This is a genomic window from Micromonospora sp. NPDC050200, from assembly GCF_040656135.1.
Taxonomy (GTDB): domain Bacteria; phylum Actinomycetota; class Actinomycetes; order Mycobacteriales; family Micromonosporaceae; genus Micromonospora.
This window is the reverse complement of the sequence record NZ_JBFALG010000012.1, coordinates 52,434-73,726: the sequence shown is the minus strand read 5'-3', so window position 1 is coordinate 73,726 and position 21,293 is coordinate 52,434. Positions and strand designations below refer to the sequence as shown.

General features: G+C 74.9%; 22 protein-coding genes and 1 pseudogene. 15 read left to right on the top strand and 8 right to left on the bottom strand.

The genetic code is table 11. The annotated features are described in order from the left end of the window. The first annotated feature begins 3 nt into the window (after positions 1-3). Positions 4-291 carry a DUF6510 family protein gene (locus AB0I41_RS10955; RefSeq protein ID WP_357104780.1) on the top strand — a complete coding sequence of 96 codons (288 nt, stop codon included), beginning with the start codon at positions 4-6 and terminating at the stop codon, positions 289-291. Positions 292-455: 164 nt separating this feature from the next. Here AB0I41_RS10955 and AB0I41_RS10950 read toward each other — a convergent pair. Continuing rightward, positions 456-710, bottom strand: a pseudogene (locus tag AB0I41_RS10950) (MFS transporter); the annotation flags it as partial. Positions 711-842: 132 nt separating this feature from the next. Between AB0I41_RS10950 and AB0I41_RS10945 the strand changes: the two are divergent. Continuing rightward, a complete protein-coding gene (locus tag AB0I41_RS10945; protein ID WP_357104777.1) occupies positions 843-1,364 on the top strand; it encodes a GNAT family protein in 522 nt (173 codons plus the stop codon). 100 nt (positions 1,365-1,464) lie between these two features. On the opposite strand, the gene AB0I41_RS10940 is transcribed toward AB0I41_RS10945, so the two are convergent. Continuing rightward, positions 1,465-2,910: a M20/M25/M40 family metallo-hydrolase gene (locus AB0I41_RS10940; RefSeq protein WP_357104774.1), complete on the bottom strand. Its 1,446-nt coding sequence runs from the start codon at positions 2,908-2,910 to the stop codon at positions 1,465-1,467. Between the two features lie 114 nt (positions 2,911-3,024). On the opposite strand from AB0I41_RS10940, the gene AB0I41_RS10935 reads away from it, so the two are divergent. Then, on the top strand, positions 3,025-4,323 hold the full coding sequence (locus AB0I41_RS10935; protein ID WP_357104772.1) for an NAD(P)/FAD-dependent oxidoreductase: 1,299 nt from the start codon (positions 3,025-3,027) through the stop codon (positions 4,321-4,323). 22 nt (positions 4,324-4,345) lie between these two features. Here AB0I41_RS10935 and AB0I41_RS10930 read toward each other — a convergent pair whose 3' ends face one another. The 3 genes from AB0I41_RS10930 to AB0I41_RS10920 all read right to left on the bottom strand — a co-directional run bounded on the left by AB0I41_RS10930 (position 4,346) and on the right by AB0I41_RS10920 (position 7,496). After that, on the bottom strand, positions 4,346-5,428 hold the full coding sequence (locus AB0I41_RS10930) for an AI-2E family transporter (protein ID WP_357104769.1): 1,083 nt from the start codon (positions 5,426-5,428) through the stop codon (positions 4,346-4,348). Positions 5,429-5,474: 46 nt separating this feature from the next. Next, entirely contained in the window at positions 5,475-6,263 is a 789-nt protein-coding gene (locus AB0I41_RS10925) for a fused MFS/spermidine synthase (protein ID WP_357104766.1), read from the bottom strand. Between the two features lie 255 nt (positions 6,264-6,518). Then, the gene (locus AB0I41_RS10920; RefSeq protein WP_357104763.1) at positions 6,519-7,496 is read right to left on the bottom strand and encodes a DUF2267 domain-containing protein; all 978 of its coding nucleotides are present in this window, start codon (positions 7,494-7,496) and stop codon (positions 6,519-6,521) included. A gap of 185 nt (positions 7,497-7,681) precedes the next feature. Here AB0I41_RS10920 and AB0I41_RS10915 point away from each other — a divergent pair, with 185 nt between their 5' ends. The 3 genes from AB0I41_RS10915 to AB0I41_RS10905 all read left to right on the top strand — a co-directional run bounded on the left by AB0I41_RS10915 (position 7,682) and on the right by AB0I41_RS10905 (position 9,313). Further along, positions 7,682-7,996, top strand: a complete 315-nt coding sequence (locus AB0I41_RS10915) for a hypothetical protein (protein WP_357104760.1) — start codon at positions 7,682-7,684, stop codon at positions 7,994-7,996. Between the two features lie 193 nt (positions 7,997-8,189). After that, positions 8,190-8,636 (top strand): response regulator, encoded by a 447-nt coding sequence (locus AB0I41_RS10910; protein ID WP_357104757.1) that lies wholly within the window; start codon positions 8,190-8,192, stop codon positions 8,634-8,636. 128 nt (positions 8,637-8,764) lie between these two features. Further along, complete coding sequence (locus AB0I41_RS10905) at positions 8,765-9,313, top strand: ATPase (RefSeq protein WP_357104755.1); 549 nt, start codon at positions 8,765-8,767, stop codon at positions 9,311-9,313. Positions 9,314-9,326: 13 nt separating this feature from the next. Here AB0I41_RS10905 and AB0I41_RS10900 read toward each other — a convergent pair whose 3' ends face one another. Further along, positions 9,327-10,169 (bottom strand): hypothetical protein, encoded by an 843-nt coding sequence (locus AB0I41_RS10900; protein ID WP_357104752.1) that lies wholly within the window; start codon positions 10,167-10,169, stop codon positions 9,327-9,329. Positions 10,170-10,497: 328 nt separating this feature from the next. Between AB0I41_RS10900 and AB0I41_RS10895 the strand changes: the two genes are divergently transcribed. After that, a complete protein-coding gene (locus AB0I41_RS10895) occupies positions 10,498-11,448 on the top strand; it encodes an endonuclease/exonuclease/phosphatase family protein (RefSeq protein WP_357104750.1) in 951 nt (316 codons plus the stop codon). Position 11,449: 1 nt separating this feature from the next. Here AB0I41_RS10895 and AB0I41_RS10890 read toward each other — a convergent pair whose 3' ends face one another. Then, on the bottom strand, positions 11,450-11,872 hold the full coding sequence (locus tag AB0I41_RS10890; protein ID WP_357104748.1) for an OsmC family protein: 423 nt from the start codon (positions 11,870-11,872) through the stop codon (positions 11,450-11,452). 254 nt (positions 11,873-12,126) lie between these two features. Here AB0I41_RS10890 and AB0I41_RS10885 point away from each other — a divergent pair, with 254 nt between their 5' ends. From AB0I41_RS10885 to AB0I41_RS10860, 6 genes are all read left to right on the top strand, one after another. Beyond that, positions 12,127-12,360 (top strand): hypothetical protein, encoded by a 234-nt coding sequence (locus AB0I41_RS10885; RefSeq protein WP_357104746.1) that lies wholly within the window; start codon positions 12,127-12,129, stop codon positions 12,358-12,360. A gap of 200 nt (positions 12,361-12,560) precedes the next feature. Further along, positions 12,561-13,301: a response regulator transcription factor gene (locus AB0I41_RS10880; RefSeq protein ID WP_357104932.1), complete on the top strand. Its 741-nt coding sequence runs from the start codon at positions 12,561-12,563 to the stop codon at positions 13,299-13,301. Beyond that, positions 13,279-14,781, top strand: a complete 1,503-nt coding sequence (locus AB0I41_RS10875) for an ATP-binding protein (RefSeq protein ID WP_357104744.1) — start codon at positions 13,279-13,281, stop codon at positions 14,779-14,781. Before AB0I41_RS10880 ends, AB0I41_RS10875 begins: the two co-directional genes overlap by 23 nt. Before the next feature lie 44 nt (positions 14,782-14,825). Continuing rightward, positions 14,826-17,015, top strand: a complete 2,190-nt coding sequence (locus AB0I41_RS10870; protein WP_357104741.1) for a glycosyltransferase family 39 protein — start codon at positions 14,826-14,828, stop codon at positions 17,013-17,015. Between the two features lie 2 nt (positions 17,016-17,017). Then, positions 17,018-18,271 (top strand): glycosyltransferase, encoded by a 1,254-nt coding sequence (locus AB0I41_RS10865; RefSeq protein WP_357104929.1) that lies wholly within the window; start codon positions 17,018-17,020, stop codon positions 18,269-18,271. A gap of 135 nt (positions 18,272-18,406) precedes the next feature. Continuing rightward, on the top strand, positions 18,407-19,087 hold the full coding sequence (locus tag AB0I41_RS10860; RefSeq protein ID WP_357104739.1) for a helix-turn-helix transcriptional regulator: 681 nt from the start codon (positions 18,407-18,409) through the stop codon (positions 19,085-19,087). A gap of 18 nt (positions 19,088-19,105) precedes the next feature. Here AB0I41_RS10860 and AB0I41_RS10855 read toward each other — a convergent pair whose 3' ends face one another. Beyond that, entirely contained in the window at positions 19,106-19,501 is a 396-nt protein-coding gene (locus AB0I41_RS10855; RefSeq protein ID WP_357104736.1) for a VOC family protein, read from the bottom strand. Positions 19,502-19,697: 196 nt separating this feature from the next. On the opposite strand from AB0I41_RS10855, the gene AB0I41_RS10850 reads away from it, so the two are divergent. Together AB0I41_RS10850 and AB0I41_RS10845 are read left to right on the top strand one after the other, a co-directional pair. Next, positions 19,698-19,847 carry a hypothetical protein gene (locus AB0I41_RS10850; RefSeq protein ID WP_357104733.1) on the top strand — a complete coding sequence of 50 codons (150 nt, stop codon included), beginning with the start codon at positions 19,698-19,700 and terminating at the stop codon, positions 19,845-19,847. A gap of 18 nt (positions 19,848-19,865) precedes the next feature. Beyond that, positions 19,866-21,281: a class I SAM-dependent methyltransferase gene (locus AB0I41_RS10845; protein ID WP_357104731.1), complete on the top strand. Its 1,416-nt coding sequence runs from the start codon at positions 19,866-19,868 to the stop codon at positions 21,279-21,281. The last annotated feature ends 12 nt before the right edge of the window (positions 21,282-21,293 follow it).

The following is a 21,293-nucleotide window of genomic DNA, read 5'->3' as shown; positions in this document are numbered from 1 at the left end:
CCGATGACCGACATGTCCTATCTGGACGGCAACATGCTCGACGGCCCGCTGCGCGAGCTGTTCGCCGTCGACCTGAGCGCCGCGACCTCGCGCTGCCAGTCGTGCGGGACGCTCGGCCCGATGGCCGGGCTGCACGTCTTCTCCCACGCGCCCGGGCTGGTCGCCCGCTGCCCGGTCTGCTCCGAGGTGATGCTGCGGCTGGTCCGGGCGCCCGACCGGGCCTGGCTGGACCTGCGCGGCGCCACCTTCCTCCAGGTGCCGATGCCGCTCGACCGGCCGGGCCGGCTCTGACGCACAGTGTCCCATCACCGCGATGCAGACCGCGAGGGCCCGCAGCACCGGCACCGACCAGAGTGCGCGCAACCCGGCGACGACGTCAGCGCGCAGCGAGCGCCGTGCCCCGCCGTTCGGGGTCGGCTCGGCCGGTGGCACCGGCCGCCAGCGCAGCAGGCCAGGTTGACCGTGAGGACCAGCCGGCGCCGGTCCAGGCGGTCCACCAGCGCCCCGCTGACCAGGGCGAGGAGCAGCCACGGCAGCTGCGGCGCGAGCGCCGCCGCGGCCACCGCGGCCGGATCGTCGGTGATCGAGGCGACCAGCAGCGGGCCGGCGACCATGGTCACCCCGTCGCCGAGGTTGGAGACGGCGTTGGCGGTCCAGAGCCGGGCGAAGTCGGGGCCGAGCCGGCTCTGCTGGGACGTGACGGCGGTCATCGGGACCGCCCGTGGAGATGACAACGTCCGGGCACGCGGAGGCGCCCGCACGGGAACTGCGGAAACACGAGGACTCCCTACCCCGCTTTCCGGTTGGACAGGACCCCGCCGCCGGGACCAGAGTGGTCCGCCGTGAGATACCTGCGCAGCGCCGGCCCGGTCGGCATCCGACGCCCGCGTCCCGCCGACGAGGCCGAGTTCGTCGCCGCCGCCCGCCGCAGCCGCGACCTGCACCACCCCTGGCTGGCCGCCCCCGACACCGCCGAGAAGTTCGCCGCGTACCTCGCCAAGGCGCGCCGCCGCGACCAGCAGAGCTTCCTCATCTGCGACCGGCCCGGCGGCGGGATCGCCGGCTACGTCAACATCAGCGGGATCATCATGGGTGCGCTGCGCGGCGGGTTCATGGGCTACGCCGCGTTTCTGCCGTACAGCGGGACCGGGCACGCCTTGGCCGGGATTGGGCTGGTGCTGGCGCACGCCTTCGACACGCTCGGCCTGCACCGGGTCGAGGCGAACATCCAGCCGGGCAACGAGCCGTCCATACGCGTCGCCCGCAAGCTGGGCTTCCGTCAGGAGGGGTTCTCGCCGGACTACCTCTTCATCGACGGCGCCTGGCGCGACCATGAGCGCTGGGCGGTCACCGCCCCGGCCTGACCGGTGCCCGCCCTGACCGGCCTGCTGCTGACGGGTTCCGCGTGGGGACCGGCGGCGGAGGCCGGCGCGCCGAACGCCGGCCCACGCGCGACCGGACGGGTCAGCTGCCCGGCCGGGGGAAGGCCACCGGACTGCGGTGGCCGTCCCGGTCGACCGCCCGCACCCCGAAGAAGACGTTGTCCTTGGACAGGTCCACGGTCACCTCGGTGACGTCGCCGACCGGGATCACCCGCTGCCACTCGGCGGCGGTGGTCTCCCGCCACACCACCTCGTACCCGGCCAGGTCCGGTTCGTCGCCGCGCTGCCAGCGCAGGGTGGTGTCGTTGGTGAGGTTGGTCGTGACCACGGTGACGCGCTTCGGGGTGCCGGGCGCCTGCGCGAGCGACCAGAGCGTCGCGCCGTTGACCAGGGCGACCCGGGTGATGTAGTCGAAGTCGCAGAACTCCGGCAGGTCGCCGTACTGCACCCCGTCGACCACCCGGACGTCCTGGTGCTGGTGGGCGAAGTCCTCGTTCGGTTCGGTGAACCGCCCGGCCGGCCAGCCCTCGCGCAGGAACGAGATGTGGTCGCTGCCGCGCAGGTAGCGGTCCCGGCGGTAGACCACCCGTACCCCCATCCCGGTGACGCCGTTCTCGGCGACGTCGCTGACGAACCGGGCCAGCTGACGGGACGGGGAGTCGTTCTCGCCGCCGACCGACTGCCGGGTGCTCGCCTCCGCCGGGGTCTCCGCGGTCGGCACCCCTTCGGCGAAGAGCCGGACGGCCCGCGGGTCGCGGGTGCCGTCGTCTGCGGTGCTGGACCCCACGATGTCGTTGCTGAACATCCCCTGCCCGTCGACGCCGGCCGCCTTCAGCTGCTTCGCCAGGTACGCCGAGCCGTACAGACCCTGCTCCTCGCCGGCTACGGCGGCGAAGACGATGGTCGCCTCGCTGCGCCGGGTGGCCATCACTCGGGCCAGCTCCATCAGCACCGCCACGCCGGAGGCGTCGTCGTCCGCGCCGGGAGCGTCGCTGACCGCGTCCATGACGTCGGTCGCCCGCGAGTCGTAGTGGCCGGTGACGACGTACACCCGGTTGGGGCTGACGTCGCCGCGCAGGGTGGCGACCACGTTGGTGATCCGGGTGGCGACCGGGATGCGTGAGGCCGGCTCCTGCACGTACGACTGGAGCTCCACGGTCATCCGGCCGCTGGAGGCGGCGGCGTACCCGGAGAGCTGCGCGAAGATCCAGTCCCGGGCTGCGCCGATGCCGCGGGTCGGGTCGTCCTGGCGGGAGAGGGTGTGCCGGGTGCCGAAGGCGGCGAGTCGGCGGACGGTGGCCTCGATGCGGTCGCGGTCCACCTCCCGCAGCAGGGCGCGCAGCTCACGGTCGGGGGCCTGGGGTTGGGTCGGGTGGCCGGGCCCGGCGGGCGGCGCGGCCTGCGCCGGGGCGGGCCCGGCGGTCAGCGGTACGGCCACGGTGGCGGCGGTCGCGACGGCGGTAGCGGACAGGAAGGTGCGGCGGGTGGACCTTGTGGGCCGGTCGCCGGTGGTCTCGTGGGATCCCATGACGGCAAACTCACCACATTCAGTGCCAGGTGTCCATATCTACGCGGATGGATCGGAGGGTTCGCGGGCCCGACCGCACGTTTGTCGGGCGGATCGACGGGAACGGGAGCGGGCATGACGAAACCTCGTGTGGTGATCGTGGGGGCCGGATTCGCCGGTTACCACGCGGCGAAGACGTTGAGCCGGCTGGCCAGGAACCGGGCCGAGATCGTCGTGCTGAACTCGACCGACTACTTCCTCTACCTGCCGCTGCTGCCCGAGGTGGCGGCCGGGGTCGTGGAGCCCACCCGGATCTCGGTGCCGCTGACCGGCACCCTCGACGGCGTGCGGGTGATCGTCGGCGAGGCCGACCGGGTCGACCTGCAGAACCGCTGGGTCGGCTTCACCCAGCCCGAGGGCGACCGGGGCAAGATCGCGTACGACCGGCTGGTGCTCGCCGTGGGCAGCGTCAACAAGCTGTTGCCGATCCCCGGGGTGACCGAGTACGCGCACGGCTTCCGGGGCCTGCCCGAGGCCGTCTACCTGCACGACCACGTGATCCGCCAGATCGAGCTGGCCGAACAGACCGGCGACCCGGTCGAGCAGCGGGCCCGGTCCACGTTCGTGGTGGTCGGTGCCGGCTACACCGGCACCGAGGTGGCCGCCCACGGGCAGCTCTTCACCGACGCGATGCGCGCCCAGCGGCCCCGGCTGAATGTCCGGCCCCGCTGGATGCTGCTCGACGTGGCGCCCCGGGTGCTGCCCGAGCTCGACAAACGGATGTCCGCAACCGCCGACCGGGTGCTGCGCCGGCGAGGGGTGGACGTGCGGATGGGCACCTCGGTCGCCGAGGCCACCGCCGACGGGGTGATGCTCACCGACGGCGAGTACGTGCCGACCTGCACGCTGGTGTGGTGCGTGGGGGTACGCCCCGACCCGTTCGTCGCCGAGCTGGGGCTGCGCACCGAGAAGGGCCGACTCGTGGTCGACGAGTACCTCAACGTGCCCGGCTTTCCCGAGGTGTACGCCTGCGGCGACGCCGCCGCCGTGCCGGACCTGATCCGCCCCGGGCAGATCTGCACGATGACCGCGCAGCACGCACAGCGGCAGGGCAAACTCGCCGCGCACAACATCGCCGCCTCGTACGGGGACGGCCGGCGCAAGCCGTACAAGCACCACGACCTGGGCTGGGTGGTCGACCTGGGCGGCAAGGACGCCGCGGCCAACCCGCTGAAGGTGCCGCTATCCGGGCTGCCGGCCAAGGCGGTCACCCGCGGCTACCACCTGCTGGCGATGCCCGGCAACCGGGTCCGGGTGGGCGCCGACTGGATGCTCGACGCCGCGCTGCCCCGCTCGGCCACCCAGCTCGGGCTGGTGCCGGCGCACGCCGTACCACTGGAGAGCTCGTCACCGGAGGTGCCGGTCCGGCGGTGACCCCGGAGCGGCCCGCCCGGTCTCAGCGGTCGGCCGGGCCGGCGCGCGGATCGGTGGGATCCGGCAGCGACCGGACGCCGGTGGGGGCGAACTCCCGCAGCAGGATCTGTCCGATCCCGGCCGCCGGGATGGCCAGCAGCGCCCCGACGAGCCCGGCCAGTTGCGCGGCGAGCAGGGCGCTGACCAGCACGGTCAGTGGGTTCAACCGGACCGCCCGGGACATGATGACCGGTTGCAGCAGGTGGTTCTCCGCCTGCTGGTAGACGACGAAGAAGACCAGCACCACCACGCCCGCGGTGGGGGAGTGCACGAACGCCGCACCAACCGCGATGAGCGCGCCGAGGGTCGCCCCCACCAGCGGGATCAGGTCCGCGACCGCGACCACCAGCGCGATCACCGCCGCGAACGGCACCCCGAGCAGGATCAGCACGAGGTACGTCAGGACGCCGGCGATCACACTGATCAGCACGTTCCCGCTGAGGTAGCCGGTGATGGTGCGGGAAATCTCCCGCCCGATCCGGCGCAGCCGCTGCGCCGCGCCGTCCCCGACCAGGCTGAACACGCCGCGGCTGATCAGCGGCGCCTCCAGGACCATCAGGTACGCCAGCACGGTGACCGTGACCAGGCCGGCGACGGTCTCCACCACGCCCCGGACCAGCCCCAACGCCGGCTGGCCCAACTGCCCGCCGTAGTGCTGGATCTGGTCGGAGTGCTGCCGGGCGTAGCCGAGCAGCCCGACGCGTTCCAGCAGCCCGCCGAAGGGGCCGCGGCCCGCCCGGGTTTCCCGCAGCAGTTCGGGGGCCCGGTCGACGAAGCGGGCCACCTCTTCCACGAGCGGCACCAGAATCAGCGCGGCCACCCCGCCCAGCAGGACGAAGACGGCGAGGAAGACCAGCAACGTCGCCAGCGCCCGGTGCCGCACCAGCCGGCGTTGCAGGAGGTCGACCAGCGGGGCCAGCGCGACCGCGAAGAACGCGGCGACCAGGATCCAGACGAGGATCCGGCGGGTGGCCCACAGCAGCACCAGGCCGAGCGCCGTGGCCAGCACCAGACCGATGACGATCAGGGACCTACGGGCGGTGGACCGGTCGTCGGCGGTGCTCATCCGGCGCGGCTACCCCGGCTCCCGGCCGGGAAACCCGGCTCGGCCGTCAGGCGACGCCGAGGGAAGCGTCGGTGGCCGGGCGGGCCCCGCCGACGAACGCGTCGAGATCCGGCCCGTGCAGCACGCCGCCGGGCACCGGGTCGGCGGCCACCCGGGCGGCGAGCCGGCGCACCGGGAGCCGCCCGGGGCGGTGCGCGGCGGCCAGCACGAGGTTGCCGTACCGGCGTCCGCGCAGCATCCGCCGGTCGGCCACCAGGCAGACGTCGGCGAAGACCGCGCGCACCGTGGCCACCTGCACCCTGGTGAAGACCAGCGGGGGCAGGTCCGTGACGTTTACCAGGTAGATGCCGTCGGGGCGCAGCGTCCGGGCGACCTCGGCCACGAACTCCACGCCGGCCACGTGCCCGGGCATCCGCGCCGCCCGGTAGATGTCGGCCAGCACCAGGTCGTACCCGTCCGCTGCGGACGCGGTGACCGCGTCGCGCGCGTCGGCGACCTCGACCACTACCGGTGCGGGCGGCAGCTCCTCGCTGACCAGCCGCACCACCGCGGCGTCGCGTTCGATGACCCGCTGCGCCGACCCGGGGCGGGTGGCCGCCACGTACCGGGGCAGGGTCAACGCGCCGCCGCCCAGGTGCAGCACGTCGCGGGGCAGCCCGGCCGGCGCGGCCAGGTCGACCAGGGCCGCCATCCGCCGGACGTACTCGAAGTGCAGGTGACGGGGGTCGGCGACGTCGACGTATGACTGGGCGACGCCCCCGGCGAGCAGCGTGCGGGCGGTCCGGCGCGCCGGGTCGACGACCAGTTCCAGCCGGTCGTCCGCCTCGCTGTCCATGCCGGCACGCTAGCCGACCGCGACCACCGACCGACGGCCCCTGCCGGCGCGACAGGCAACGGGGGTCCGGGACGCTTTGGAGCTGATGACATTGACGACTCAGCCTCGCGCGTGGGGTGAGTCGGTCACGTCATCAGCTCCAAGGCGCACCGACGTGGGCTGCCGGCCCCGGCCGCGCCTCCCGCCTCATTCGGCGGACGCGTAGCCGGGCCAGCCCGGGCCGGCGGGCGGACAGCCCACCGGCCCGGCGACGGGTCAGCCGGCGGCCATGCCGGCGCCGGCCTCCTCGATGGCGTCGTCGACCCGGTGGGCCAGGTCCACGTCGGCGGCCGTCACCCCGTCGACCGTGCGGTTGCGCACGGTCAGCACCGCATTGTCCGAGTCGGGCCGACCGATCTGCGGCCCGCGGCCGGTCTCCACGCGGAGCTGGTCGAGCCGGTCGAGCACCCGGTCCAGGTTGCCGGTGGGCAGCTCGATGGTCCGCACCAGCGACCGGCGGTCGCTGGACCAGTACTTCAGGTCGTCCAGGGCGTCGCGCAGCTCCGCCTCGGTCAGCGGGGCGGTGGCGCTGCGCGCGCCCACCAGGCCACCACCGGGTGCCGGCGGCCCGAGCAGGTCGCGCAACCCGTCCGGTACGTCCAGCGAGTCGATCAGGTCGCCGTCGTGGTCGGCCAGCGCGGTCAGCGTCGCCTCCGCCTGGTACCGCGCCTGTTCCGGGCTACGTCCGCTGATCCGGCCCACCTCGGCCAGGAAGCCCGGCAGGTCCCGGTGCCGCTCGATGCCGTCGACCGGCACCACGTCGTGCAACTTCACCGGAACCGCCTCCAGCAGCCGTTCGCGCTCCGCCTCGTCCAGCGCCCAGGCCAGTGCCAGTACGGTCGCCTCCGCGCCAACCTTGGCGGTGCGGAAGTCCACTCCCGCGCGCCGGCTGACCTCGCCGACCAGCTCGCGGTAGCCCATCGAGGTCACCTCGGGGGTGCCCTGCCCGGGTTCCGGCAGGGGCCGGGTCGCGGTACCCACCGCCGTCGGCGGCGGCGCCGGCCCGCCCCGGGAGCTGTCCGGCTTGTGCCGGCCGGCCGGCGGGGGACCGGACCGTCGACCCCGGTCCAGGCTGGTGAGCTGCTTCGACGCGCTCAGGCTGGTGCCGGCCTCGCTCGGCTGTCGACCCTGCTCGCGGGCCTGGCGGGCCAGGGCCCGGCGGCGCTGGTTGTCGCCCTCCATCTGCTTGCGCATGCTCGCACCTCGCTCCTGTCGGGGTTCACCTCGTCCGCGGTCGCGTTCCCGCCGCCCGGCGGAAGGTAACGGGCCGAACCCGGTCGCGGGGTTCACTCGCCGGGGGTGAGCCACCCTCACCCGACCGGGCCGCACGATCGGAGCTGACCGGAAGTCTTCCGAGGAACGCGGAAGGGAAGGTCGTCATGAAGAGGATCGTCGAGATCGTCCCCGCCCGACCCGGCTGGTACGCCCGGTGGCAGGTCGGCCCGGAGGCGACCCGGTGCTACCCGGTGAGCCTGTGGGCGCTGGTCGAGGAGACCGACGGTTCCGGCCGCGAGGTGGTGGGCGTGGACTGCGCCGGCCAGTGGCCTGGATCGGACGTCAACGAGGTCGGTGGGGACTTCGTCCGGTACCTGTTCCAGACGCCTGATTCCGGTCGCCCGGAGGACGTCGAACCACCGTCGTCGGCCGACCTGCGCGAGGACGGGCCGCGGCTCCGACCGGCCGTCGCCACCTGAGGACCTTCCTCTCGGCCCCCGGCCCCTGGTCCCAGGGTCGGGGGCCACCCCGACCCTCGGGACGGACGTGCCCAGCTGCCAAGCGGACATAGCGGACCCGGCGTCGCAGGACGCCCTCTGATCGGCTAGATTTCCCCGCCAGCGGGTGACCCCGTGCGGTCCCCATCGCCCGACACGAGACAGGTACCCCTCCATGGGCCAAGGCGCCGCGAACCCCGTCCGTATCCTCGTCGTCGACGATGACCCCGGTGACGTGTTGATGATCGAGGAGGCGCTGGAGGACTCCGAGATCGACAAGGTCATCGACGTGGTCAGCGACGGCCAGGAGGCGATGGAGTTCCTCCACCGCGAGGGGCGGCACACCGAGGCCCGGCGCCCGGACGTGATCCTGCTCGACCTGAACATGCCCCGGATGGACGGCCGGCAGGTGCTCGGCGCGGTCAAGCGGGACGAGGACCTGCGGACCATCCCCGTCGTCGTGCTCACCACCTCCAACGCGGACACCGACATCGTCGGCAGCTACACGCTGCAGGCCAACGCGTACGTGACCAAACCGATCGACCTGGACGACTTCAACGAGACGGTCCGCCGCATCGACGAGTTCTTCGGGCGGGTGGTCGTGCTCCCCAAGCGCTCCTGACCGCCCGCCGCCCCGCCGGGGTCGGCGCTCAGTTGCTGAACATTTTTCCCGAACATCCTCGGTGTCGAGCGGTAGCCGCGAGGATCGAACTGGGGAAAAGACGTACCAGCTGCCTGGGGGGCGACAGTATGAGGTTCTCCGTCGTTGAGACCGGCTACGACCAGCGGCAGGTCGATTCCTGCCTCGACGAGCTCGGGATCCGGTTGACCCGGCTCGCGGCGCGGGCGGAGGTCGCCGCCGGCGCGGGTCGGGAGTGGGACCAGATCCGGCAGGAGGCGAGCCTGCTGCGCGGCCTGGTCGACCGCCAGGGTTCGCCCACGGACGACGACGCGGCGGCGGCCCGGCGCACCGCGTCGGCGGTCGAGCGGGAGGCCGCCGAGATCCTGGCGCAGGCCCGCAGCGAGCTCGACGCGGCGCGCGAGGAGGCCCGGCGGGTCCGCGAGCGGGTGTACGCCGAGGCGGTGCAGGCCCGCCGCGAGTTCGAGGCGGCGCTGCACGAGCGGCGGTGCCGGGAGGCCCGGGTGGACCAGATCCTGGCCGGTGTGGCCGTGGACGCGGTGCCGGCCGACACGCCCACCGCCGCCGCGTCCACGGGCGGTGTCCCGGCGACCCGGGCCGCCGCCGGCGCGACCGAGGTGTCGGTGCAGCGGCCGGAGCCGGGCACCCGGGTGGCGTGAGCGCGGGGGCGGGTCAGGTCAGCGTCGCGACCACCGTGGTGGCCCGCTGCTCGTGCGGGGCGTACGCGTCGGGGAACGCCGAGATCTGCACCGCCTGGGCCGCAGCGGTCACGCTCAGCTCCTGCCAGCCGGGCACCTCGGCGAGCGCCGCGTAGAACGCCCGGGCCGCGTACGCGGGGCGCATCAGCTGGGCCACGGTGCCCCAGCCGCTGCTGGGGCGCTGCTGGAACAGCCCGACCGAGTCGTGGTCGGAGCCGCTGCCCTGGTGCGGGTGGTCGTACGACTCGGGCAGCACGTCGCTGGCCAGGTTGTACAGGTCGCTCTCCTGCATGGCGGTGGCGATGGCGACGATCAGGCCGCGCCGGGGCATCTTCATCTCGACGCCGACGTCGACGATCACCTTCGCGTTGTCCATCTGCGCCTGGGTGAGACCGGCGACCGGCCGGGGACGGCTGGACCTGGCCGGCTTCGGCTTCGGCGGCCGGGTGGCCGCCGGGCTCGGGCTGGCCGTGGGGATCGGCGTGACGGGGACGGCGACGGGCGAGGCGCCCCGGTCCAGCGACCGGGAGGCGCGGTCGGTGGCCGCGGCCCGGTCGGCCAGCACCTCGCTGACCGGCTTCCCGTGCTGGCCGGTGTCGTGCGCGCCGGCGAACGCCACCAGGCCGAGGCAGCAGGTCACGCCGCAGGCGAGGGCCACCCGGGCGGGGGCCGAGGCCAGCAGGGCCCGGGTCCCGCGGCGGGACGGCTCCGGGGCGCGGTGCCGGCCGATCCTCCGTTCGCCCGATGCGGCATCAGCGGGACGGGCACCCGGTCGGGTCTCGGACAGCTGCTGCTGAGGGGAGTCGTCGGGAAGCACCCGCCGAGGTTAGAGAGTCTGCCGCCGCTTGCCACCGGGGTCTTTGGTGGCATGCGGCACAATTTGCCATGATCCGACCGGGCATTGGTGCCGCTCTGCGAGGAACGGCACCGACCTCGCCAGTCCTACTTATCCTTGATGTCGGAAACTACCGGAGGAATCCGGCGGGCCGTGAGCGCGCTGGCGAGGCGGGCGGCCCTCATCCCTTCGGCGACGGCCGCCGGCCGTACCGCCGATCCGCGGGCCCACCGCGCGGTGGAACCCCCGGCTGCGGCCGGCGCCCACGGTGTCGCCGTCGCCCGGCACCCGGCTCGGTACGATGCGGACGGTGACCGACAGCATGATCGACGAGCCCGTCCGCGGTGCCGCGCACCGCCCCGGTGACCGGCGTGGACTCGTCGTGGTGCTGCTCGCCGTGCTGCTGGCGGCGGTGCTGGCCGGTCACCGCGCGGTGCCGAACGTGCACGGCCTGGGCAGTGTGCTCGACAGCGCGACGCCGCTGCTGGGCCTGGCGGTGCCGGTGCTGGCCCTGGTCGCGCTGCTGCGCCGCTCCCGGCGGGCGCTGGTGGCCGTCGGGCTTCCCGCGGCCGTCTGGGCGCTGATGTACGCCGGCGCCTGGCTGCCGCCCGGCGCCGGCGCCGGGCCGGCCGGCATCCGGGTGGCCAGCCAGAACCTGCGGGCGGGCAATCCCGACCCCGCCGCCACGGTGACCCCGCTCGCCGAGGCCGGCGTCGACCTCATCGCACTCCAGGAGGTCGACGACGCCGACCGGCTCGCGCCCGACCTGCGGCAGCGCTACCCGCACCGGGCGTCGGTCTCCACCGTCGCGCTGTGGAGCCGCTACCCGATCCGGGACTCCGCGGGGGTGGACACCGGGCTCGGCTGGACCCGTGGGCTGCGGGCGGTCGTCGCCACCCCGCGCGGGGACCTGGTGGTCTACGTGGTGCATCTCGGATCGGCCCGGGCCGGGAAGACCGCCACCCGGGACGAGACCGTCCGCACCCTGGCCCGGGTGGTCCGGTCGGACCGCGCCGACCGGCTGCTGGTGCTGGGGGATCTGAACACCGCGACCACCGACCGGGTCTTCGACCCGCTGACGCGCCTGCTCGGCGACGCCCAGGCCGACGCGGGCCGGGGCTTCGGGTTCACCTGGCCCTCGTCGGTGCCGGTCACCCGACCCGACCACGTGCTCTACCGCGGACTCACTCCCACCGAGGCCGACGTGCTGCGGACGCCGGACTCCGACCACCGGGCGGTGACCGCCGGCTTCCGCTGGTGACTCAGCGACGCCCGTCGGCGGGCGTGACGGTCAACCGGTGCCGGCTGGCGTCGCCGCTGGAGAAGGGCCAGATCCGGTCGGCGTACTCCACCAGGTCGGCCAGCTGCTCGCGGCTCAGGCCCACCGACGAGATGGAGGCGTGCACGTCCGCCCGGTACCGGCCGTCGTCGTCGCGGCCCAGCTTCGCCTCGGCGGTGACCTGCACGGTGTGCGCCTCGTCGGTGATCTCGCCGGCCGCCTCCACCGCCGCGTGGTGCAGGCAGGACGCGAACGCGGCGGCCAGCAGCTGCTCCGGCGTCAGGCCCGTGCAGTGCGGCGCGAGCGGGGACGCCAGCGCCGTGGACCAGCCGCCGTCGTCGGTGCGTACGTGACCGCCCGAGGCGGTCGCGGTGGCCTCGTTCAGCCAGGAACTCGGATCCGGCATCGCGTTCCTCCCGTCAGTCACCGGCCCGCGTTCCCGGCCTCGATCGGGTGAAACGCCGGTCAGGCGGGGGTGCGGGACCAGTCGTTGAGGGCGACCGCCCGCCGTTCCCGAGCTCCGGTACCCGCGGTCTCAGCAGGGCAACCCGTGGGCGGGTCGACCCGGAGCAGGCTCGGGGCCGACCGCCGTGCGGTAGCTTGCCAGCCAGGGACGTCCGGTGCACCGGTGCGGACGGCGTGGGACGGAGGGGGACGCGGATGGGCGAGGTGACCGTACGCTTCGTCGGCGGGCCGGCCCACGACCTGGTCCGGGAGGTGCCCGCCGACCCGGGCGGCCACCCGCCGGAGCGCTGGGTCATGCGGCACCCGGACGCCGGCCCACCCCCGGGCGGCGGCGGGCCGGACCACCTCTACGCGCGGGACCGGCGCGACGGCAGCGGGGTCTGGACGATGCGCTTCGTGCGCACCTATCCCGTCGGGGCGAGCGAGTAGCCCGGTCACCGGCCCGCCGTGCGGTCGCCTGCGGCAGCGCGGCCCGGTCGGTCACCGCCACCCGCGCCGCCCGTCCCGTTCCCCCGCGCGGCGCCCGCCGGGCCGGTACCGTCGAGCCGACCCGGGTCGGCGCGCACAGGACGCGCACAGGATGCGCACAGGTCGACGCCAGGCACGGCGCCGACGATGGGGGCATGGTGATGGACGGGCAGGCAGCGCAGCAGCGGATCGAACTCCGTCGCCCGGACGGCGAGCCGGTCCGGGTCCTGGTGGTCGACGACGAGCCGACCCTGACCGACCTGCTGTCGATGGCCCTGCGCTACGAGGGCTGGCAGGTGCGCAGCGCCGGCAACGGGATGGCCGCGCTGAGCGCCGCCCGGCAGTTCCAGCCGGACGCCGTGGTCCTCGACGTGATGCTGCCCGACCTGGACGGCTTCCAGGTGCTGCGCCGGCTGCGCGAGCAGACCCCCACCGTGCCGGTGCTCTTCCTGACCGCCCGGGACGCGGTCGAGGAGCGCATCGCCGGGCTGACCGTCGGCGGCGACGACTACGTCACCAAGCCGTTCAGCCTGGAGGAGGTCATCGCCCGGCTGCGCGCCCTGCTGCGCCGTTCCGGCTTCGCCGTGGCCGCCCGTGACGACGCCGTGCTCACCGTCGGCGACCTCAGCCTCGACGAGGACAGCCACGAGGTGCGCCGCGGCGGCGAGTTGGTCACCCTCACCGCCACCGAGTTCGAGCTGCTGCGCTACCTGATGCGCAACCCGCGCCGGGTGCTGAGCAAGGCGCAGATCCTCGACCGGGTCTGGAACTACGACTTCGGCGGGCAGGCCAACGTCGTGGAGCTGTACATCTCGTACCTGCGGAAGAAGATCGACGTAGGACGGGCGCCGATGATCCACACGCTGCGCGGCGCGGGTTATGTCCTCAAGCCCGCGGAGTGACCGGGGCGGCCGGCTGCGCTCCTGGCTGGCCGGGCGGTCCCTGCGGGCCCGCCTGGTCGCCGCGGTGGTGGCGCTGTTCGCCCTGGTCAGCATCGCCATCGGCGGCCTGACCACGGTGGCGCTGCGGCACTTCCTGGTGGTCCAGGTCGACAACCAGCTCACCCTCGACGACCGCCGGCAGCAGGAACCCCCGCTCTGGTACCGGCAGTTCGCCGAGCGGCAGCGGGTGGACGGCCAGCGGGTTCCCGAGCCGCCGGCCGGCTTCCCGCCCGACTCGATCGCGGCGAAGGTCGTCGACGGCGGTGTGGTGTCCGCGCGGATCCGCAGCAGCTCCGGTCCGGCCGAAGCACTGCCGGCCGCCGACCTGTCGGCGCTGACCCGGGTGCCCACCGACGGGCGGCCGCGCACCGTCGACCTGGGCGATCGGGGCGACTACCGGGCGGCGGCCCGGCAGGTGCCCGACGGCGACGTGCTGGTCTTCGCGATCCCGCTGGCCGGGGTGCACGAGACGGTCTGGTGGATGGTTGCCGCCCAGGCGGGTGTCGCCGCCGCCGGCCTGCTGGTCGCCGGAGGCCTGGGCGCGCTGATCGTGCGGGCCACACTGCGCCCGCTCAACCGGGTCGCCGCCACCGCCGTGCGGGTCACCGAGCTGCCGCTGGACCGCGGCGAGGTGGCTCTGTCGGTGCGGGTGCCCGAGGGCGACACCGACCCGCGTACCGAGGTGGGGCAGGTGGGGGCGGCGCTGAACCGGATGCTGGGGCACGTCGCCGCCGCGCTCGCCGCGCGGCAGGCCAGTGAGACCCGGGTACGCCAGTTCGTCGCCGACGCCAGCCACGAGCTGCGTACGCCGCTGGCCGCGATCCGCGGCTACGCCGAGGTGGCCCGGCGCGGCCGGGACCGGGTGCCGCCGGACGTGGCGCACGCGCTGCGCCGGGTGGAGTCGGCCAGTACCCGGATGACCAGCCTCGTCGACGACCTGCTGCTGCTGGCCCGGCTGGACTCCGGCCGGCCGCTGGTGGCCGAGCCGGTCGACCTGACCGCGCTGATCGTCGACGCGGTCAGCGACGCGCACGCCGCCGGCCCGGAGCACCGCTGGCAGCTCGACCTGCCCGACGAGGTGCTCGACGTGCCGGGCGACGCCGTCCGGCTGCACCAGGTGGTGGCGAATCTGCTGGCCAACGCCCGGGTGCACACCCCGCCCGGCACCACGGTGACCACCCGGCTGGCCCGGGCCCCCGGCGGCGTGCAGATCAGCGTCGCCGACGACGGGCCGGGGATCCCGCCCGAGTTGCAGGGCGAGGTCTTCGAACGCTTCGCCCGGGGCGACAGCTCCCGGTCCCGGGAGCACGGCAGCACCGGCCTCGGCCTGGCGATCGTGGCGGCGGTGGTGGAGGCGCACCATGGGTTCGTCGAGGTGGAGAGCCGGCCGGGCCGCACCGTCTTCCGGGTCCTGCTGCCGGCTTCCACAGCTGACCCATAGCCCGGTCACGGGGTCGATCTAGCCGGCTTCGCCAGGCTCGTCGCATGGACAGAACCGAGAGCCTGCTGACCGCGCCGGCGGCGGCCGCACCGCCGCTGCCACCCGCACCGGAACCCGTACCCGTGGCGGCGGAACCCCCGCGGTCGCGCCGGGACCCGACCTGGGTACGACCGGCCCTGGCCGTGCTGCTGCTCGCCACCGGGGTGCTCTACCTCTGGGGCCTGGGCGCGTCCGGCTGGGCGAACTCCTTCTACTCGGCGGCCGCGCAGGCCGGCTCGGAGAGCTGGAAGGCGTTCTTCTACGGCTCGTCCGACGCGGCCAACTCGATCACGGTGGACAAGACCCCCGCGTCGCTCTGGCTGATGGCGCTGTCGGTGCGGATCTTCGGCCTGAGCAGCTGGTCCATCCTGGTGCCGCAGGCGCTGCTCGGCGTGGCCACGGTCGGCGCGCTGTACGCCACCGTGCGGCGTTGGTACGGCCCGGTCGCCGGCCTGATCGCGGGGTCGGTCCTCGCGCTCACCCCGGTGGCCACCCTGATGTTCCGCTTCAACAACCCCGACGCCCTGCTCGTCCTGCTGCTGGTGCTCGGCGCGTACGCGACGGTGCGGGCGGTGGAGACGGCCAGCACCCGGTGGATCTCCCTGGCCGGCGCGCTGGTCGGCCTGGGCTTCCTCACCAAGATGCTCCAGGCGTTCCTGGTGGTCCCGGTCTTCGCCGGGGTCTACCTGCTGGCCGCGCCGACCGGTCGGTGGCGGCGGATCCGGCAGCTGCTGCTGGCCGGGCTGGGCCTGGTCGTCGCCGCCGGCTGGTGGGTGGCGGTCGTCGAGCTGGCGCCGGCCGGCGCCCGTCCCTACATCGGCGGCTCGCAGGGCAACAGCATCCTCGAACTGACCCTGGGCTACAACGGCCTGGGGCGGATCACCGGCAACGAGGAGGGCAGCGTTGGTGGCGGCCGGGCCGGCGGCGGTGGCCCGTTCGCCGGCCAGAGCGGCTGGCTGCGGATGTTCGACACCGAGGTCGGCGGCCAGATCTCCTGGCTGCTTCCGGCCGCGCTGATCCTGCTGGTCGCCGGCCTGGTGCTGGCCGGCCGTTCGGCGCGCACCGACCGGCGTCGCGCCGGCCTGCTGTTGTGGGGCGGCTGGCTGCTGGTCAGCGGGCTGATCTTCAGCTTCATGTCCGGCATCTTCCACGCGTACTACACGGTGGCCCTCGCCCCGGCGGTCGGCGCCCTGGTCGGCAGCGGCGCCGTCCTGCTCTGGCGGGCACGCCCGGCCGCGCCCGGCCCGGTCGTGGTGCCCGACGCGGCGGTGGGTCCGGTGCCCGCCGAGGCGACGCCCGAGCGGTGGGCGGGCCGCCGGGGCCTGCTGGCCACCGGCATGCTGGCGGCGACCCTCGCCGTCACCGCCTGGTGGTCGTGGCGACTGCTGGGCCGCAGCCCGGACTGGTACCCCTGGCTGCGCACGGCGGTGCTGGTCGTCGGCCTCAGCGCGGCGGTGCTCGTCCTGCTGGCGGACCGGCTGCCCCGGCGGGTCGTGCCGGTGGTGCTCGCCCTCGGCACGGTGTCCGCGCTGGCCGGGCCGGCCGGGTACGCCCTGCAGACCGCGGCCACCCCGCACACCGGTGCGATCCCGAGCGCCGGCCCGGCCGTGCAGGGCGGCTTCGGCCCGGGGCGGGGCGGCTTCCCGGGCGGCGGCCAGCTCCCCGGTTTCCCGGGCGGCAACCGGGCCGGCCAGGACGGCGGCACGGGCGCCTTTCCGGGCCTGCCCGGCGGCACCGGCCAGACCGGACAGTTCCCCGGTTTCCCGGGCGGGCAGCCGGGCCAGAGCGCCGGCGGTGACGGCCGGTCGCCGCGCGGCGGCGCGATGGGCGGGCTGCTCGACTCCCGCGAGCCGAGCGCCGAGCTGACGGCGCTGCTGGCGGCCGACGCCGACGACTACACCTGGATGGCGGCCACCATCGGCTCGAACAACGCCTCCGGCTACCAGCTCGCCACGGGTGAGCCGGTGATGGCGATCGGCGGCTTCAACGGCAGCGACCAGTCCCCGACGCTGGCGCGGTTCCAGGCGTACGTCGCCGACGGCCGGATCCACTGGTTCCTCGGCGGCGGCGGGTTCCGGGCCAACGGGGGCAGCTCCGCCTCGCAGGAGATCGCCGCCTGGGTCGCCGAGACCTTCGAGTCCAGGACCGTCGACGGGGTCGCCGTCTACGACCTGAGCAGCGGGAAGCGGGGATGAGGATGACGGACGCCACCGGCCCCCGGCCGGCCGTCGAGACCCGGGTCGCGGCGCCCACCACGGTGCTGGACGTGGTGGTCCCGGTCCACAACGAGGAGGCCGACCTGGGCCCCTGCGTACGGCGGCTGCACACGCACCTGAGCGCCCACTTCCCGTACCCGTTCCGGATCACCGTGGCCGACAACGCCAGCGTCGACGGCACCCTCGCGGTCGCCGAGGCGCTCGCCGCGGAGCTGCCCGGCGTCGAGGTGCGGCACCTGGCCGCCAAGGGCCGCGGCCGGGCGCTGCGGGCCACCTGGTCGGCCTCGGACGCCCCGGTGCTGGTCTACATGGACGTGGACCTCTCCACCGACCTGGCGGCGCTGCTGCCGCTGGTCGCGCCGCTCATCTCCGGCCACTCCGACCTGGCCATCGGCACCCGGCTGGCGCGCACCTCCCGGGTGGTCCGGGGCGCCAAACGGGAGGTGATCTCCCGGGCGTACAACCTGTTGCTGCGGGGGGCCCTCGCCGCGCGGTTCTCCGACGCGCAGTGCGGTTTCAAGGCGATCCGCGCCGACGTGGCGCGGGAGCTGCTGCCGCTGGTGCAGGACACCGGCTGGTTCTTCGACACCGAGCTGCTGGTGCTGGCCCAGCGGGCCGGGCTGCGCATCCACGAGGTGCCGGTGGACTGGGTGGACGACCCGGACAGCCGGGTGGACGTCGTCGCCACCGCCGTGGCCGACCTGCGCGGCATCGGCCGGCTGGGTTGGGCGCTGCTGACCGGGGCGCTGCCGGTGGGGCGGCTGCGCGAGCAGCTCAGCCGTGCGCCGCTGACCGTCCCGCCGGCCCACGTGCTGGTCGGGCTGCCCCGGCAGCTGGCCCGCTTCGCCGCCGTCGGGGTGGCCAGCACGCTGGCGTACCTGGTGCTGTTCCTGGCGACCCGGGGGGTGCTCGGCGCGCAGTGGGCCAACCTGCTGGCGTTGCTGGTGACGGCGGTGGCGAACACCGCGGCGAACCGCCGGCTGACCTTCGGCATCACCGGTCGCCGGCACGCCGGCCGGCACCACCTGCAGGGGCTGCTCGCCTTCGGCCTCGGCCTGGCCCTGACCAGCGGGTCGCTGGCCGCCCTGCACGCGGCCACCAGTCCGTTTCGCCTGGTCGAGCTGGCGGTGCTGATGGCGGCCAACCTGGCCGCCACGGCCCTGCGCTTCCTGTTGCTCCGGCTCGCCATGCACCACCGCCGCCCCGCGCCACCCCCGCCGGGGGTCGGGGACTGAGGACCTCGACGAGGCGGTGCGCCGGCCGCCCGTCGGGGTCCCCGTCGCGCGCGCTCCGCACCCCGGCCGGCGCCGCGTCCGGCACCGTCCGGCGCGGCGGGTGCCGGCCGGCCCGGGCGTGGCAGGCTGGGTGGGATGTACCGGGAACGTCGGGCCACCCTGCGCGGGGCGGTGCTGTGGGCCAGCGTGAGCGACGGCGGGGCCGGCCGGGTGCTGCCGGACGGCTGCCTCGACCTGCTCTTTTCCAGCCGGTCGGGGCTGCTGGTGGCCGGGCCGGACCGCAGCGCGTACCTGACCGCCTCGGCGCCGGGGGAGCGGTGGCTGGGGCTGCGGCTGCCGCCGGGCACCGGCCCGGCGGTGTTCGGTGTTCCCGCCGACGAGTTGCGGGACCGCCGGGTGCCGCTCGACGCGTTCTGGGGGCGCGCGGCGACCGAGGTCGCCGAGCGGCTGGGGGACCGGCCGACCGGCGCCGCGCTGGAGGCGGTCGTCGCCGCCCGGCTGGCCGCCGCCGGTGGTCCCGACCCGCTCGGCGGGCGGGTCGCCGCGCTACTCGCCGCCGGGGCGACCGTCACCGCGACCGCCGCCGAGGTCGGCCTCGGCCCGCGCGCCCTGCACCGGCGCAGCCAGGCCCTCTTCGGGTACGGCCCGAAGACCCTCGCCCGCATTCTGCGGATGCGCCGGGCCCTCGCGCTCGCCCGCACCGGTGTCGGGCTGGCCGAGGTGGCCGCCCGCAGCGGGTACGCCGACCAGGCGCACCTCACCCGCGACGTGCGTGAGCTGGCCGGCGTGCCCCCGGCGGCCCTGCTGAGGCGCTGACCTGGCGGTGGGGGACGGTCAGCCGCCCAGCGGGGCGTAGAGGTCGACGCCGGTGCCGTCGGGGTCGTGCAGCACCGCGTACCGCTGGCCCCAGAAGGCGTCCCAGGGCGGTAGTTCCCCGTGGAAGCCGGCCCCGGTCAGCTCGGCCCAGTACCGGTCCACCTCGGCCGGGTCGGCGCAGCGGAAGGCGAGGTTGACCCGGGGGCTGCCGGTCGGCGCCGTCCACCCCGGGTGGAAGGTGCGGACCATCTCCACCGTGTCCCAGGCCAGCCGGACACCCCCGGGCAGGGTGACCTCCACGTGCTGCTCGGAGTCGGCCTCGGCCGGGATGTCCAGCCCCAGCCGCCGGTAGAAGTCGAGCGTGCGGGCCATGTCGGCGACCGCCGTGCCGACGAGATCCAGGCGAGGTGTCATGGCCGAGACGCTAGACGGGGCCGGGGCCGCGGTCTTGAACGGAACGGACAGGGGCCCGGAGGGATCCGTGTGGCCCGCACGAACGCCTCCGGCGGCGTACCGTGACAAGGAACAACTCCGGCCTTAAGGGTGGAAAAGCCTCATCTTGGCGTACTCGGAGCGCCGGCCACACGACGGCGAGGGAAGGGAGCGGTCGGTGATGCACCTGGCCTACCTGGACGCGGGGTCCGGCAGCCTGATCGTGCAGGCGGTGGTCGGCGGGGTCGCGGGGGCGGCCGTGGCCGCGAAGGTCTACTGGCGCCGGCTGGTCGACCGGTTCCGCCGCCAGCCCACCGACCGCGGCTGAGCAGGGCCGGCACCACCGATGGCGGTCCCCGACACCCGGATCCGGGTCGAGCCCGGCTCTTTCCGTGACCCGGCCAACCGGGTCTTCCACGCCGGCGAGGAGGTGCTGCGCGGGCTCGGCCCCCAGGGGGCCCGCGACTGGGGGGCCCTGTCCGGCAGCGCCTTCTTCGCCGAGCTGCTCGCCGAGGGCAAGGTCTGCGGCACCGAGCCGGTCGACCCCGCCCGGCTGCCCGGCTGGGTGGCGGTGCTGCGGCACGAGCGCATCCCGTTCGTCTCCCACCCGTACGAGTGGTCGTTCGCGATGCTGCGCGACGCGGCGCTGCTGCACCTGGAGATCCTGCACCGGGCGCTCTCCGCCGGGTTCACCACCAAGGACGGGTCCGCCTACAACCTCCAGTGGCGCGGCGTCAGCCCGGTCTTCATCGACGTGGGCTCCTTCGCGCCGCTCGCCGAGGGCGAGCCGTGGGCCGGCTACCGGCAGTTCTGCCAGACCCTGCTCTACCCGCTGCTGCTCCAGGCCCACCTCGGCCTGGACTTCCAGCCCTGGCTGCGGGCCCGGGTCGACGGCATCGAGCCGGACCAGATGCGCCGCCTGTTCCGCGGCGCCCGCCGGCTGCTGCCCGGCGTGCCGACCCACGTGCACCTGCACGGCGCACTGCAGGGCCGCAACGCCCGCGCCAGCACCACCGAGGTCCGAGCCCAGCTCCGGGCCGCCGGCTACTCCCGGGACCTGGCCCTGGCCACCGTACGCGGCATCGACCGGCTGGTCCGCCGGCTGGACCGGCGCGCGGAGGGCAGCCACTGGGTCGACTACCAGCGCACGTGTGGCTACACGATGCGGGACCGGGAGGAGAAGGAGCGCTTCGTCGAGGCGGCGGTGCGCGGCACCGGCCAGCCCCGGCTGGTGCTCGACCTCGGCGCCAACGACGGCCGGTACGCCCGGATCGCCGCCCGCCACGCCGCGCAGGTGGTCGCCGTCGAGCAGGACCCGGCGGTGGTCGACACCCTGTACCGGACCTTGTGCGCCGAGGGTGAACGGCGAATTCTGCCGCTGGTGATGGACCTGGCCGACCCCTCGCCCGGGGGCGGCTGGCGGGGCGTCGAGCGGGCCGGCTTCGCCCACCGGGCCCGGGCCGACGTGGTGCTCGCCCTGGCCCTGGCGCACCACCTGGTCATCGGCCGCAACGTGCCGCTGCCCGAGCTGCTCGACCAGCTCGTCGCGTACGCCCGGCCGGGCGGCCGGCTGGTGGTGGAGTTCGTCCACGCCGAGGACCCGATGGCGCGCCGGCTGCTGGCCAACAAGCCGGACGGGATCTTCCCCGACTACCGGCGCGAGGAGTTCGAGCGGCTGCTGGCGGCGCGCTGCCGGGTCGAGCGGCAGCAGGAGCTGCCCTGCGGCACCCGCACGCTCTACCAGGCGGTGGTGGGTGGCTGATCCTGTCCTCGC